Below are 14,669 nucleotides of genomic sequence, written 5' to 3' on the forward strand. Positions count from 1 at the left end.
GGACGCAGGATGATTCCCAGATTTTTACTCGCAGTCGCCACCTTGCTGCTGCTGACGGCGTGTGCCAAAGACGCCGCCAAACCCGAAACAGCCGCCGAGGCCGACGCGGATACCGCCGCCGTCGAGCTGCACTTTCATGCGATCAGCGGGCTTAACCCCGGCGCCAACGGCCAGGCCGCCCCGGTGCGGGTGCGCATCTTCGAGCTGAAAAACGCCGCCACCTTTGCCCGCTCCGATTACTTCGCCCTGGCTGATCGGGCGCAATCGACCCTGGGCCTGGACCTGCTGGACCAGGACGAAGTGATGGTGCAACCCGGCGAGCAACTGAGCATCCAGCGCGACCTCGACCCCTCCACGCGCCAGATCGGTTTGCTAGTGGGCTATCGCGAGTTGGACCGCGCGCAATGGCGCACGGTGATCAACGTGCCCGCGCGCCAATACACCGAATATCAGATCAGCCTCGATGTACGTGCCGTGCGCGCTGACGTCGTGGTCACCCCATCCAGCCCTGCCCAATAAGAAGCAATCGGAGCCCCCATGTCCTGGAACAATCGCGTGGTCTGGTCGGAAGGCATGTTCATCGGAACGCAGCACTTCCAGCAGCATGACCGTTACCTGGAAAACCTGATCGACGCCCGTAGCCGTCCGTTATCCGCCGGCGCCTGGGGTTTTTCCGAGTTGCTGATCGACCAGGGCCTGCTGGCCCAGGGCAAGCTGGCAATCGTGTCGGCACGCGGCCTGCTGCCAGACGGTACGCCGTTCAACATCCCCCAGGACGACCTGGCGCCGAGCCCGCTGAACATTGACGACAACCTGCGCGACGGCCTGGTGTACCTGGCCCTGCCGCTCAAGCGTGCTGGCGCCCGCGATACAGTGGAGGAAGGCGAAGCCCTGGAAGCCGCGCGTTACGTGAGCCAGGTCCGTGAAGTGCGTGACGACAACGCACCATTCGAAAACCGCGCTCCGGTGGCCGTGGGCTCCCGCGCCTTGCGCCTGCTGACCGCCCAGGATGGCATCAGCGATTACGCCGCCATCGGCCTGGTACGCATCAAGGAAAAGCGCGCCGACCGTGCGCTGGTGCTGGACGACACCTACATCCCGCCGGTCCTGGACGTCGCCGCGAGCAAGCCGCTGACCGCGTTCCGCAGTGAATTGCTCGGCTTGCTGCACCAGCGTGGCGAAGCCCTGGCGGGGCGGGTAGTCGCGTCAGGCGCCGGTGGCGCGTCGGAGATTGCCGACTTCATGCTGCTGCAACTGGTCAACCGTGCCCAACCGCTGATCCAGCATTTGAGCCAGTTGAGCCCGCTGCACCCGGAGCGCTTCTTCAGTGAATTGGTGAGCTTGGCCGGTGAGTTCTCGACCTTCTCGACCTCGGGCCGCCGTCCCCAGGAATACCCGCAATACCAGCACGACGACCTGGCCCTGAGCTTTGCCCCGGTGATGGCCGCGCTGCGTGAAGCGCTGTCGATGCTGATCGACAGCAAGGCCACGCCAATCCCGATTGTGGAGAAAGCCTACGGCGTCCACGTGGCGATGCTGGCCGACAAGACCCTGCTCGACAACGCCAGTTTCATCCTGGTGGTGCGTGCCGATGTCCCCGGCGAAACCCTGCGCGCGCGCTTCGGCCAGCAGAGCAAGGTTGGTTCGGTGGAGCACATCCGTGACCTGGTCAACCTGCAACTGCCGGGCATCACCCTGTTGCCTCTGCCCGTGGCGCCGCGCCAATTGCCGTACCACGCAGGTTCCACCTATTACGAGCTGGATCGCGGCAGCGAGGCTTGGCAACAGCTGGGCAACTCCGGTGGCTTCGCCTTCCATATCGCCGGGCAGTTCCCGGGCTTGAACCTGGCCTTCTGGGCGATCCGAGGATAATCCGCGATGCATCCCAATGATGATGACCGCACCCAGTTCATGCCGCGTCCGGGTGGCCGGGCGCCGGAACCTGTGCGTGCCGAACCGTCGCCGCTGGCCATGCCAGCCGCGCCAATGCTCACCGGCAAAAGCCAGGGCCTCAACCCGCTGGAAAGTGCCGCCGGCCCCTTGCTGGCCCTGCTGACGCGCCTGCGCAATACCATCGCCCACCCGGCGCCGGCCAGCCTGCGCGCGCAGTTGTTGGCCTACCTGCGCCAGTTCGAAGAGCGTGCCGAAGCGGCCGGTATTGCACGTAATGAAGTGCTGCTGGCGCGTTACGCGCTGTGCACCGCGCTGGATGAAGCGGTGTTGAGCACGCCCTGGGGCAGCACCAGTGACTGGGGCAAGCAGAGCCTGCTGATCACCGTGCACAACGAAGCCTGGGGCGGCGAAAAAGTCTTCCAGTTGCTCGACCACTGCCTGCAAAGTCCACGGGAACGCCTGTACCTGCTGGAGCTGCTGTACCTGTGCATGTGCCTGGGTTTTGAAGGCCGTTATCGCGTAATGAACGACGGCCGCAGTCAGTTGGAAACCCTGCGTGAACGCACGGCTGCCGCCATTCGCAGCGCCCGTGGCGAACACGAACGTGAACTGTCGCCACACTGGCGCGGCGTGACCGTGGCGCGGGATCGCCTGGCGCAATTCATGCCGCCATGGATCGCCGTGGCTATCGGCGTGGCGCTGTTGCTGGCGCTGCTGTTTGGTTTGCGCATGAAGCTGGCGTCGGATGCCGAGCCGGTGTTCAAGAATATTCACGCGTTGGGCGAAATCCCGGTGCAGGCCATCGACCGTCCGGTGGCGCAGCCCAAAGTCATCGAGCGCCCACGCCTGGCCGGTTTCCTGGTGGAAGACATCAAGGCCGGGCGCGTTGCCGTGGAAGATGCGGTCGACCGTTCAGTGGTGACCATCCGTGGCGACGAGCTGTTTGCGTCCGCCAGCTCCAGCATTGTCGATGACTACCAACCGCTGATGCTGCGCATCGCCGATGCCATCCGCAAAGTGAAAGGCCAGGTACGCGTGACCGGGCACAGCGACAACCGCCCGATTGCCACGCTGCGTTTCCCGTCCAACTGGGCGCTGTCGGAAGCACGGGCCAAGTCTGTGCTGGAAATCCTCGCGGCCAAGACTGGCCAGGCGGAGCGCTTCAGCGCCGAGGGCCGAAGCGACACCGAGCCGGTGGCGACCAACGCCACCGCAGAAGGCCGCGCCCGCAATCGTCGGGTTGAAATCACCGTATTGGCGGAGGGCGTCGAGTGAAGGCGTTTTTCAGTTTCATGATTCGCTGGGTGATTCCCGTGCTGGGCCTGATCGCCCTGAGCCTGATCATCTGGTTTGTCGGACCGTTGCTCGACGTGCTGGTGCCGGAAGGGCGCCGCTGGGCGCTGATCATCCTGGTGTTCGCGGTGTGGATTGCCTACCGCGTGTTCCGCATTATCCAGGCCCGTCGCCAGGCCGCCGAAGTGATGCGCAGCCTGGCCGCCGAAACCCCGGCAGACCCCAACAGCGTCGCCACCGCCGAAGAACTCAGCACCCTGCGCCAGCGCATGGACGAGGCCCTGGCGCTGCTGAAGAAGGCCAAGCTGGGTGGCGATGAACGCCGCAACCTCTACGAGCTGCCGTGGTACGTGATCATCGGCCCGCCGGGTTCGGGCAAGACCACGGCGCTGGTCAACTCCGGCCTGCACTTCCCGCTGGCCGCACAGTTGGGCGCCGGTGCCGTGCGCGGCGTCGGCGGTACGCGCAACTGCGACTGGTGGTTTACCGATCAGGCGGTATTGCTCGATACCGCTGGGCGCTACACCACCCAGGACAGCAACTCCACGGTGGATAAAGCCGCGTGGCTGGGCTTCCTCGACCTGCTGAAAAAGCAGCGCTCGCGCCGGCCTATCGACGGTGCCTTCATCGCCATCAGCCTGTCGGACCTGTTGCTCGGCACCGACGCCGAGCGCGCCGCCCACGCCGCCGCCATCCGCTTGCGGATCCAGCAGCTGTACACCCAACTGGGCGTGCGCTTCCCGATCTACCTGATGCTGACCAAGCTCGACCTGGTGCCAGGCTTCATGGAGTTCTTCGACAACCTGAGCAAGGAAGAGCGCGCCCAGGTGTGGGGCATGACCTTTGCCCTGGACGACGGCAAGAACAGCGACAGCCCGTTGGCACACCTGCAAAGCGAGTTCGCGGGCCTGGAACAGCGCCTCAACGAACGCCTGGTCGAGCGCCTGCAACAGGAACGCGACCCGGCGCGGCGCGACCTGATCTACGGCTTCCCGCAGCAGTTCGGCGCGTTGAAGGATTGCCTGCAAAGCTTCCTCGAAGGCGTGTTCAAGCCCAATGCCTTTGAAGAGCGCGTGTTGCTGCGTGGTGTGTATTTCACCAGCGGTACCCAGGAAGGCAGCCCGATCGACCGCCTGATCGGCGCCATGGCTCAAAGCATGAACCTGGACCGCCAGCACCTGGCGCGCCAGAGCGGCACCGGGCGCAGTTACTTCATCGAAAAACTCTTCACTGCGGTGGCGTTTGCCGAGCGTGGCTTGGTGGGAGTGAACCCGAAGGTCGAGCGTCGGCGCAAGTGGATTGCACGCGGGGTGCTGGCCGCCACCGTGGCACTGGTCGTGGTAGTCAGCGGCCTGTGGTGGGTGAGTTACCGCGCCAACCAGGCCTATATCGCCCAGGTCGACCAGAAGGTCGCACCGCTGGGCCAGACCGTGCAGAACCTGAGCCCGGCGCAGCGTGAAGTGCTCGCCGTATTGCCGTTGCTCAACGCCGTTAAGAACCTGGCGGGCGACTCGCCGAGCTGGTCCGAGGGCCTGGGGCTGTACCAGGGCGATATGCTCGAAGCCGAGTCTGCCAGTGTCTACCGCAAGCTGCTGATCGCCGTGTTCGCGCCACGCCTGGTGACGCGCATCGAAGAGCAACTGCACGGCGGCGGCAATTCCGACTTCCTCTACGAAGGCCTCAAGGCTTACTTGATGCTGGCGGATACCGAGCATTACGACCCGGACTTCATCAAGGCCTGGATCGCTCTCGACTGGGACCGCAACCTGCCCCGCGACCTGCCGGCCGATCAGCGCCAGGCACTGGCCGGGCACTTGCAGGCGCTGTTCGAACGTCATCCACCGAGTGCTCGCCTCGACCCACGCCTGATCGATGACCTGCGTCGTCAGTTGCAACAACTGCCGGTAGCCCAGCGTGTGTATGACCGGGTCAAGCGCCAGAAACTGCCCGAAGGCATCCCGGACTTCCGCCTCAACGAAGCTGCCGGCCGTGACGCGGCGCTGGTGTTCAGCCGCAAAAGTGGCAAACCGCTTGGCGAGCCGTTGAGTGGGTTCTTCACCGCCAAGGGCTATCGCCAGGCGTTTTTGCTGAGCAGCCTGAACCAGACCGGCACCCTCGCCGAAGAGCAATGGGTGCTGGGCAATGCACAGGCCGACCAGCAGAACGTGGTGAGCCTCGCCGCCGATGTGCGTCGCCTGTATTTCCAGGATTACCAGCGCCAGTGGGATGCGTTGCTGGCGGACATCGACTTCGTGCCGATCACCAGCGTGGCCCAGGCGGCCGACGTACTGCGGGTGATTTCCGGCCCGAGCTCGCCGCTGAAAAAACTGCTGGTGGCCGTGGCCAAGGAAACCGACCTGCAAGCCGAAGAGCGCCAACTGGCCGCCAAAGGCGTGCCGGTAGAAGGTGGCGTCGACAAGCTCAAGGAGCGCCTGGGCAGCTTGCTCGGCCAGGAGCAACCGACCGCCAATGCACCTGCTGCGGCGGATGATCCGGTGACCGCGCATTTTGCCGAGCTCAACAGCATCGTCAGCAAGAATGAAGGCGAGCCGGCGGCCATCGATGGTCTGCTCACCGATATGAATGCACTGTATGTACAGGTCAGCGCCATGGTCGGCGCCAGCGGCGATGCGTTGCTCGGCGAGGCGAAGAACCAGGCGGCGGCTGCGGCCACGCGGGTCAGTCTGAACGCCGAGCGCCAGCCACCGTTGGTGCAGGGCATGGTCAAGTCGGTGGTCAACTCCACCACCAACAGCATGATGGGCGGCGTGCGTAACCAGCTGAACGCGGCCTGGGTCAGCGAAGTGGTCAACGTGTATCGCCAGTCCCTGGCCGGCCGCTACCCGATGTCGCCCGGCAGCGCGCGGGATGCCACCCTGGATGACTTCGGGCAATTCTTCGGCGTGGGCGGGGTGATGGACAATTACTTCCGCAAATACCTGCAACCTTACGTGGACACCTCGGCGCAGACCTGGCGCTGGCAGCCGGGCGCGGCGCAGAAGCTCGGCATTGCTCCGGGCGTGCTGCAAACCTTCCAGCGCGCAGCGACGATCCGCGATGCGTTCTTCCGCTCGGGTGGCACCCAGCCCATCGTGCGTTTCGAACTCAAGCCGGTGTCGATGGACCCGACCATCACTCAGTTCCTGCTTGACCTCGACGGCCAGCAATTGAGCTACGACCACGGCCCCAGCCGCCCAGTGGCGATGCAATGGCCGAACCCCGGCAGCATTGGCGTGGTGCGTATCTCCATCATGCCGCCGTCGGCCAGTGGCCGTTCGGGTGTGACGCTGGACGGACCGTGGGCCTGGTTCCGCTTGCTGGAACAGTCGGACCTCACCGCCGGTAATTCGCCGGACCGTTTCAACCTGCGCCTGCGCGTCGACGGTGCGAGCATCGCCTACGAACTGCGCGCCAACAGCGCCTTCAACCCGTTCAAGAGCCGTGTGCTCAGCGGCTTCAGCCTGCCGGAGCGGCTATGACGACCCTGGGCTTCTACGGCAAGTTGGCCAGCCGCGGTGACTTTGTCAGCCGCGCCTTGCCTCAGAGTTTTGTCGGCCCGTGGGACAGTTGGCTGGCGGCGGGTTTGCTCGCCAGTCAGAACAGCCTCGGCGCAGACTGGCTCAACACCTACCTGGTCAGCCCGCTGTGGCGCTTTGTGCTGGCACCGGGCGTGTGCGGTCCGGACGCGGCGGCAGGCGTGGTGATGCCGAGCATCGATCGGGTGGGGCGCTATTTCCCGCTGGCGGTGGTGGCGTTACTCGATCACGACACCAACCCTGCCTCGCTGGTGGGTGGTCCGGACAGCTGGTTCGAACAGGCCGAAGCACTGTTGCTCAGCACCCTGGATTCCGGCGCCACCTTCGAACGCTTCAATGAAGGCCTCGATGGCCTGGGTTTCCCGCCGAGCGAGCCGCGTGCCGTGGGCAGCCGTTTCGCCGGCTTGCAGCGGGTGGCCGCCACTGTGTCCCACGGGCGTATGAGCGCACTGGCCGAACAGGCCTGCGAAGGCGCCAGCCTGTGGTGGGGCCGTGGTTCACAACGTATTTCCCCCGGTTTGTTGCGGTGTCAGGGCCTGCCTGCCGCCAGCGATTTTGCGCAGTTTTTGCTCGGACAAGAAGGTGTGGTGTAGATGGGGTCGACGTACAAATCCGCGAGCAAAAGCCATGTGGGCATGGTCCGCCAGGTCAACGAAGACGCCTGCCTGGACCTGCCGGAAAACCGCCTGTGGGTGGTGGCCGACGGCATGGGCGGGCATGCGGCCGGGGACTACGTGAGCAGCCTGATCGTCGACAGCCTGCGCAGCGTACCGGTGGGGCGCTCCCTGGATGAATACACGGCGGCGCTGCGCAACGACTTGCTTCGCATCAACACGGCCGTGCGCGAAGAAACCGCCAACCGTGGCGTGACCATGATGGGCAGCACGGTGGTGCTGTTGGCCGCTCGTGGCCTGCGCGGCGTGTGCCTGTGGGCCGGCGACAGTCGCTTGTACCGCTTGCGTGACGGCGTGCTCGAAGGCATCTCCCGCGACCACAGCTACGTCCAGGACCTGCAAGACAGCGGCCTGCTCAGCGAAGCCGATGCCCGTACCCATCCGCGCGCCAATATCGTCACCCGCGCCATTGGCGTGGAAGCCCACCTGGACCTGGCGGTGGTCGACCTGCTGATCGCCCCCGGCGACAGCTACCTGCTGTGCAGCGACGGCCTGAACAAGACCGTCGAAGACCATGAGATCCGCGAAGTGCTCAGCCACGACGCGCCGGATGAAATCGTGCGCAGCCTGGTGCACCTGGGGCTCAACCGGGGGGCGCCGGACAACATCACCGCCATCGTCGTGAAGGTATCGCCATGAACATCGTCATCCCCGGTTATGACATCGAAGGCGAGATCGGCGAAGGCGCCATGGCCAGCGTGTACCTGGCAACCCAGCGCTCGCTGGAGCGCAAGGTGGCATTGAAGGTGATGGCGGCGGCGCTGGCGGCCGACCCGAGTTTTTGCGAGCGTTTCCTGCGCGAGGGCAAGACCCTGGCGCGCTTGTCGCACCCGCACACGGTGACCATCCATGACATCGGCAATGTCGGTGAGCTGTATTACATGGCCATGGAATACCTGCCCAACGGTACGCTCAAGGAGCGCATCGCGGCCGGCATGACGCCGGAGCAGGGCGTCACGCTGATCCGCCAGATCGCCTCGGCGCTGGGCTATGCCCATGCCCAGGGCCTGGTGCACCGCGATGTGAAACCGGCGAACATTCTGTTCCGCGCCGATGGCACGGCGGTGCTGTCCGACTTTGGTATCGCCAAGTCGCTGGATGATCGCACCCAGTTCACCCAGGCCGGGTTCGCCGTGGGCACACCGAGCTACATGAGCCCGGAGCAGGCGCGCGGCCAGGAAATCGATGGCCGGGCCGACCTGTATGCGTTGGGTGTGGTGCTGTATGAAATCCTGGTCGGCAAACTGCCGTACAACGGCACCGACGCGCTGTCCACGGCGCTGGCGCACTTGACCGAGCCGTTGCCGGAACTGCCGGTGCACCATGGCCGCTACCAGGAGGTGCTGCGCAAGCTGTTGGCCAAGGACCCGGCGGAACGTTTCCCGGATGCGGCGGCGTTGCTGGCGGCGCTGGATAACCTGCCGGCAGAGTCACCGGAGGCCACCCTGGTGCGACCGCTGCCTATCCCGTTGAGCTTCGACCTGGCGGGCATGACTCCGGTCTCCATCGATATTCCGACCGATAAGCCGCAGCCGCAACCTGTCGTGCGCCAGCCGGTGGTGACCCCAACGCAACACAACGCCGTCTCCGAACAGCGCCGTGGCCCGGTGTTGGCGCTGGCGGCGGTTGCGGTGGCGGTTGCCTTGGCCATCGGTGGTGCCAGTTACTGGTGGTTGAGTGGCAGCGATGAGCCTGTTGCCAAGCCGCCGGCTGCGGTGGTGCCGCAAGTCACGCCGCCACCCGCGGTAGCCGAAGTTGATGGCGGCCAGCGTCCGTTGCTGATGGCGGGCAAGAAGACCCTGTTTCAGCGCGTGTTGAGCAAACCGGGCGCCACGCTTTCCGCTGACGCAGGCAGCGCGCCGGGCAAAGCCCTGCCGGCGTTTTCCGTGCTCTACGTTTACCAGCGCAAGGACGTCGACGGCAGCCCGTGGGTGCGTGTCGGTGCCGCCACCGATGGCCGCAGCGATGGTTGGTTGCCTGCGTCGCAGGTCAGCGACTGGAAACAGAGCCTGGTGCTCAAGTTCACCGAGCGTTCGGGCCGGGCGCCGGTGATGTTCCTGCGCCAATCCGGCGAAGTGGAAAAACTGCTGGCCGATCCCGCCGCCGCCCAAGGCGTCCTGGCCAAGGCGCAGAAAAACAGTGAAGACAACAGCCAGGTCCTGGCCTTGGAACCGAGCGCCAGCGCAGTGCCGCAGAATCAGTTCTACCTGCTACCAATCTTCGATTCCAAAGAGAGCTTCGACGAGAACGGCCAGCCTGTGCAGTTGCTCAACGTGGCCTCCATCGACCCCGGCAGCAGCGCAGCGGCCAAGCCCTCGACGCCGGTGCTCAAGGCCAACGCCGACGCCTTCCGCACGGCCGTGGTGCTGGTGGTGGACACCACCGTGTCGATGCAGCCCTATATCGACCAGGTTCGCGACGTGGTGCACGAACTGCAAACTCGCATCGCCGAGCGGGGCGAGTTGGACAGCGTCAGCTTCGGCATGGTGGGGTTTCGCAGCAGCATCAAGAAAACCCCCGGCCTGGAATACGTGGCCAAGACCCTGATCACCCTTGACCAGGGCCGCGACCCGCAGCGGTTTCTCGACATGGCGCGCCAGGTCAAGGCGTCCACCGTGTCCAGCCATTCCTTCAACGAAGACGCGTTCGCCGGGGTGATGCAGGCGGTGGATGGCATGGATTGGTCCGGCTACGGCGGGCGCATCATCCTGCTGGTCACCGACGCCGGCGCGCTGCGCAAGAACGATCCGTTTGCCGCCACCCAGATGAACGAAGCCGAAGTGCGTCAGGCCGCGCTGGGCAAGCAGATCAAGATCTACGCCTTGCACCTGCGCACCGACGCCGGCAAGAAAACCCATGCCGGCGCCGAGAGCCAGTACCGCATCCTCACCGCCGACGCCAACCCGCAGATTGGCGACCTCTACACGGCGGTGCCCGGTGGCGATGTGCGCAAGCTCGGTGAACGTGTGGATGAGATCGGCACGGTGTTCGCCAACCTTGTGCACCAGGTGCGCAGCAACACGCCGCAGCCGGTGCCATTGCTGAACAGCGCACCGAGCCTGGCGGACAAATCCGCAGCCGTCGGTTATGCCATGCACATGGATTTCCTCGGGCGCAAAGCCGCGAGCCAGGCGCCGCAACTGGTCAGCGCCTGGACCGCCGACCGCGACCTGACCAACCCGGCGCTGCCGGCCTTCCAGGTGTGCGTGATGCTGACCAAGCTGCAGCTCAACGACCTGCAGCAATCGCTGAAACTGATTGTCGACGCGGCGCGCAAGACCCAGACCTCGCCCAAGGACTTCTTCCAGGAAATTGCCAGCGCGTCGGCCTACATGAGCCGCGACCCGCAAGCCTTGCGCAAGGGCGGCAACCTGGCCGACGGCGGCATTCTGGGTGAATACCTGGAAGGCCTGCCGTACCGCAGCAAGTCGCTGAACATGACCCAGGACCTGTGGTTGTCGTTGAGCGTGGCCGAGCAGGAAGACTTTATCGACGAGCTGGATTCGAAGATCCGTCTCTACGAAACCTTCCACAATGACGTGGCCAACTGGGTCCGCTTTGGCGATGCCGAGCCGGGTGATGCGTTGTACCGCGTGCCGTTGTCGACATTGCCGTGATGCTGAACCTGAACGCGGTGCACAAGAGCCGGGGCTTCGGTAGCCAGCGCTATAGCCTGGTGATCCCGGCGCTGGCGCTGCGCGCGGGTGAGCAACTGGCGATTGTCGGGCCCAGCGGTTGCGGCAAAAGCACCTTGCTGGACCTGCTGGCGCTGGTGTTGGCGCCGGACCAGGTCGGGCAGTTCGAATTCCATCAGCACGACATTGCCGGGCTATGGCGCGGTGATCAGCAATCTACCTTGGCCGCGCTGCGTAGCCAGCATCTGGGGTATGTGCTGCAAACCGGTGGCCTGCTGGGGTTTCTCGATGTGCGCGGCAATATCGCCTTGTCCCGGCAACTGCTGGGCTTGAAGGACGATGGCAGCGTGGCGCGCCTGGCCGAACAGTTGGAGATCAGCGATCAGTTGGCCAAGAAGCCGGCGGCGCTCTCGGTGGGCCAGCGCCAGCGCGTCAGCTGTGCCCGTGCCTTGGCCCATGCACCGCACCTGGTGCTGGCGGACGAACCGACGGCATCCCTCGACCCCTTGAATGCCGAGCGCGTGATGCAAGCGCTGCTGGCCCAGGCGCGCGAACACCGTGCCGCCTGTGTGATTGCCACCCATGACGAAGCCCTGGCCCGCGCCAGTGGCTTGCAGGTGCGGCGCATCAGTTGCCGTCGCGACACCGACGGCGGTGTGACGGCGACCCTTGGGGAGGCATGCTGATGCGCCTCGGTCTGGTGACGTCGCTGGCCTGGCAGGATTATCGCAACGATGCCTGGCTGTCCGCCTGCTCGGTGCTCGCGCTGGTAGCGGTGATCGCACCGTTGCTGGTGTTATTCGGCCTGAAATTTGGACTGGTTAGCAGTTTGACCGAACGTTTGGAGACCGACCCCGCCACCCGTGAAATTATTCCGTTGGGCGGTGGTCGATTCAGCAGCGCATTCATCGAGCAGCTCGGCCAGCGCAGTGATGTGGCGTTTGCGTTGCCGCGTACGCGGCAGATTGCGGCGACCGCGCAGGTGGGCACGCTGGTCCTGGAGATGCTGCCGACCGCGTCGGGTGATCCGTTGCTCGCCGGCCTGCCGGTGCCACAGGGCCTGGACCAGATCGTGCTGAGCCACACTGCCGCTGAGAAGCTTGCGGCGCGGCCTGGGGATTGGCTGGAAACCAGCTTTGCACGGCAAGTGGCGGGACGCGTGGAAGCCCAGCGCACACGCTTGCAGGTGCTGGCGGTACTGCCGTTGGAAGCGTTTGCCCGTGACGGCTTGTTTGCCGATCTGAAAGTGCTGGAAGCGGCGGAAGATTACCGTGACGGTCGCGCAGTGCCGGCGTTGGGATGGAGTGGTGAGGTGGAGGGGACGAATGAGCAGCGGGTCTACCCGGCGTTCCGCTTATACGCGCGCACCCTCACCGATGTGGAGCCGCTGCGGGTGGACTTCGCGGCGCAGAATTTACTGGTGTCGACCCAGGCACAGACCATCGCGCAGGTGCAGTCGTTGAGCCGCAACCTGTCGATCGTGTTCTGGGTGATCTGCGGGTTGGCGTTGGCGGGGGCGTTTGCGGCGATATTTGCCGGGGCCCTGGCCGCCGTGGCACGCAAGCGGCGGGAATTGTCGGTGCTGCGCCTGCTGGGGTTTTCCACGGGCGGGCTGCTGTTATTCGTGGTGGTGCAGGCGTTGTATAGCGCAGGCTTTGCTGCCGTACTCAGTGCCGGGCTGTATGGCCTGGCCGAGGCAGCGTTGAATCAGTTATTTGTGCAGGTGCCGGGCGAACACGCCAGTCACCTGCTGGCGCGCCATTACGGCCTGGCCCTGGCTGCTGTGCTCGGCGTCAGCGCCGTGGCGGCGGCCTGTGGCGGTTGGCGAGTGGCGCGGATCCAGGCTTCTGAAGGAATCAGAGATGTATAAGTTACTGGGCGCCTGTGTGGCGCTGACCCTGGCCTCGATGGCCTGGGCCGATGAGGCGAGTGACAAACTCGATAACCCCAAGCCGCTGGAAGGCGACGTCAGCCTGCCGCTGCCGTGCGAAGGCAACATGGTGTTCCGCTATGCCTATGTGCTGGCCCAGGGCACCCTGGATGACCGCGAAATCAGCCTCGGCTACCCCTTTGCCGAAGGCGAGGCGGGTTATCAGCAGTCGTTTATTTCCGGCTACCGTCGCGACTTCATCAACGGCCAGTTCACCCTCAAGGACCTGCCCAAAGACTGGAGCAAGGTCATCGCGCCGTTGATGCCGAAGACCGACGCCAAGACCCCGCTCAAGCCGATGCTGTACTTCATCGGCAAGTACGAAGTGACCGCACGCCAGTACGCCCAGGTGATGTCCCAGGCGCAGTCGTTGGCCAGTGGTGAGCCCGCGCCTGCGTGCGACGCACCTACTGGCATGGCCGGGCGCTTGCCCAAGGTCAAGCTGTCGCGGTTTGAAGCCGAGCGCTTCTCGGCGGTGTACAGCGCCTGGTTGATGAAATACCACCGTGAGTTGCTGCCGGTCAGTGGTCGCGGTTCTTCGGCGGATGACGGTGGCCTCGGTTTTGTGCGCCTGCCCACCGAAGTGGAGTGGGAATTCGCCGCACGCGGTGGCCATGCCGTGAGTCGCCAAGACCTGGAAGGGCGCCTGTTCCCCCGCCGCGTCGAAGGCAGTGACAGCGACGGCCCGCTCGGCGATTACGCCGTGTTCAACCAGGTGGCTGGCGGCACCGGCCAGGCCGCACGCCTGATGCCCATCGGCACCAAATTACCCAACCCGATCGGCCTGTTCGATGTGATCGGCAACGCCGCAGAAATGGTCCAAGAGTCTTTTCAACTGGTGCACGCCGGGCGTCGCCAGGGCACTTATGGCGGCTTTGTGGTCAAGGGGGGCAACTACCTGGAAGGCGAGGGCACGCTGTTCACCGGCATGCGCCGTGAGTACCCGCTGTTCGCCGCCGACGGCACCGAGCAAAGCAACGAGACCACCGGTTTCCGCGTAGCGATTGGCGCGCTGTCGGCACCGCGCTCGCGCTATAAGGAGCTGTTCGCGCAGTGGCAGAAAGAGGGCCGCCTGGCCTCGCTGACCGACGCCATTGACGACGCCCAGGACCCGACCAAGCGCCTGGACAGCATCATCGCCGCCAGCGCCGACCCCAAGCTGCAAGCCGAGCTGGGGCTGGTCAACGAAGAGCTCAAGCGCAATGTCTCGCTGATCGCCCAGCAACGCGAAGAAGCCGCGGGCAACCTGATTCAGTCGGCCGCCCTGGTGGCCGAGACCATCGCCAACTACAACATCCGCCTGGCCAACCTGCAGAAGAGTCGCCAGCAGGCCCTGGACAACAAGGACGAGGCCAGCGCGCAACTGTTTGAGATGGCCATCACCAATGGCCGCAGCGCGCTCGATGGCGCCGTGGCGATCTATATCGACAACCTGGCCACCGGCACGCGCTATACCGATGCGGTGATCCAGGCGCAGTTTCAACGGATCAAGGAAGAGTTGGATCGCAAGCCAGTGCTCGGCAAGAGCCTGGTGACGCGCGCAACACTGTTCGTTCGCCATGTTGGCAACTACCGCAAACAACAGCGGGCCGACCCGGCAACGATCTTGAAGGAATTGCTCGCAGCGAGCGGTCAGCGATGATCGCTGGCTGTATGGCGAGCTTGGAAGGGACTCAGGCGGCGGTGGGCCGTGCTGGGCAAGTCAAAC

At 64.9% G+C, this 14,669-nt stretch carries 10 protein-coding genes; all 10 read left to right on the plus strand.

Going from position 1 to position 14,669, the window contains the following annotated elements:
- The first annotated feature begins 9 nt into the window (after window positions 1-9).
- Genes tssJ through CWC48_RS11240 form a run of 10 tightly spaced genes read left to right on the plus strand, consistent with a single transcriptional unit; the run spans window position 10 to window position 14,603 of the window.
- A complete protein-coding gene (tssJ, locus tag CWC48_RS11195; RefSeq protein ID WP_100491877.1) occupies window positions 10-519 on the plus strand; it encodes a type VI secretion system lipoprotein TssJ in 510 nt (169 codons plus the stop codon).
- A gap of 18 nt (window positions 520-537) precedes the next feature.
- Complete coding sequence (gene tssK / locus CWC48_RS11200; protein ID WP_078050752.1) at window positions 538-1,872, plus strand: type VI secretion system baseplate subunit TssK; 1,335 nt, start codon at window positions 538-540, stop codon at window positions 1,870-1,872.
- Between the two features lie 6 nt (window positions 1,873-1,878).
- Window positions 1,879-3,168 (plus strand): DotU family type VI secretion system protein, encoded by a 1,290-nt coding sequence (locus CWC48_RS11205; protein WP_078050751.1) that lies wholly within the window; start codon window positions 1,879-1,881, stop codon window positions 3,166-3,168.
- On the plus strand, window positions 3,165-6,665 hold the full coding sequence (tssM, locus tag CWC48_RS11210; RefSeq protein WP_100491878.1) for a type VI secretion system membrane subunit TssM: 3,501 nt from the start codon (window positions 3,165-3,167) through the stop codon (window positions 6,663-6,665). The genes CWC48_RS11205 and tssM overlap by 4 nt, the downstream gene beginning before the upstream one ends.
- Complete coding sequence (tagF, locus tag CWC48_RS11215) at window positions 6,662-7,315, plus strand: type VI secretion system-associated protein TagF (RefSeq protein WP_078050749.1); 654 nt, start codon at window positions 6,662-6,664, stop codon at window positions 7,313-7,315. The genes tssM and tagF overlap by 4 nt, the downstream gene beginning before the upstream one ends.
- Window positions 7,316-8,035, plus strand: a complete 720-nt coding sequence (locus tag CWC48_RS11220; RefSeq protein ID WP_078050748.1) for a PP2C family serine/threonine-protein phosphatase — start codon at window positions 7,316-7,318, stop codon at window positions 8,033-8,035. It begins immediately after the preceding gene.
- Window positions 8,032-11,013, plus strand: a complete 2,982-nt coding sequence (locus tag CWC48_RS11225) for a serine/threonine-protein kinase (RefSeq protein WP_100491879.1) — start codon at window positions 8,032-8,034, stop codon at window positions 11,011-11,013. Before CWC48_RS11220 ends, CWC48_RS11225 begins: the two co-directional genes overlap by 4 nt.
- The gene (locus tag CWC48_RS11230; protein ID WP_100491880.1) at window positions 11,013-11,717 is read left to right on the plus strand and encodes an ABC transporter ATP-binding protein; all 705 of its coding nucleotides are present in this window, start codon (window positions 11,013-11,015) and stop codon (window positions 11,715-11,717) included. The genes CWC48_RS11225 and CWC48_RS11230 overlap by 1 nt, the downstream gene beginning before the upstream one ends.
- On the plus strand, window positions 11,717-12,901 hold the full coding sequence (locus tag CWC48_RS11235; protein WP_100492514.1) for an ABC transporter permease: 1,185 nt from the start codon (window positions 11,717-11,719) through the stop codon (window positions 12,899-12,901). Before CWC48_RS11230 ends, CWC48_RS11235 begins: the two co-directional genes overlap by 1 nt.
- Window positions 12,894-14,603, plus strand: coding sequence for an SUMF1/EgtB/PvdO family nonheme iron enzyme (locus CWC48_RS11240; protein ID WP_078050745.1), 1,710 nt, complete (start codon window positions 12,894-12,896; stop codon window positions 14,601-14,603). The genes CWC48_RS11235 and CWC48_RS11240 overlap by 8 nt, the downstream gene beginning before the upstream one ends.
- Window positions 14,604-14,669: the final 66 nt, after the last annotated feature.

The organism is Pseudomonas sp. S10E 269 (genome assembly GCF_002798465.1).
In the GTDB taxonomy this organism is placed as follows: domain Bacteria; phylum Pseudomonadota; class Gammaproteobacteria; order Pseudomonadales; family Pseudomonadaceae; genus Aquipseudomonas; species Aquipseudomonas pergaminensis.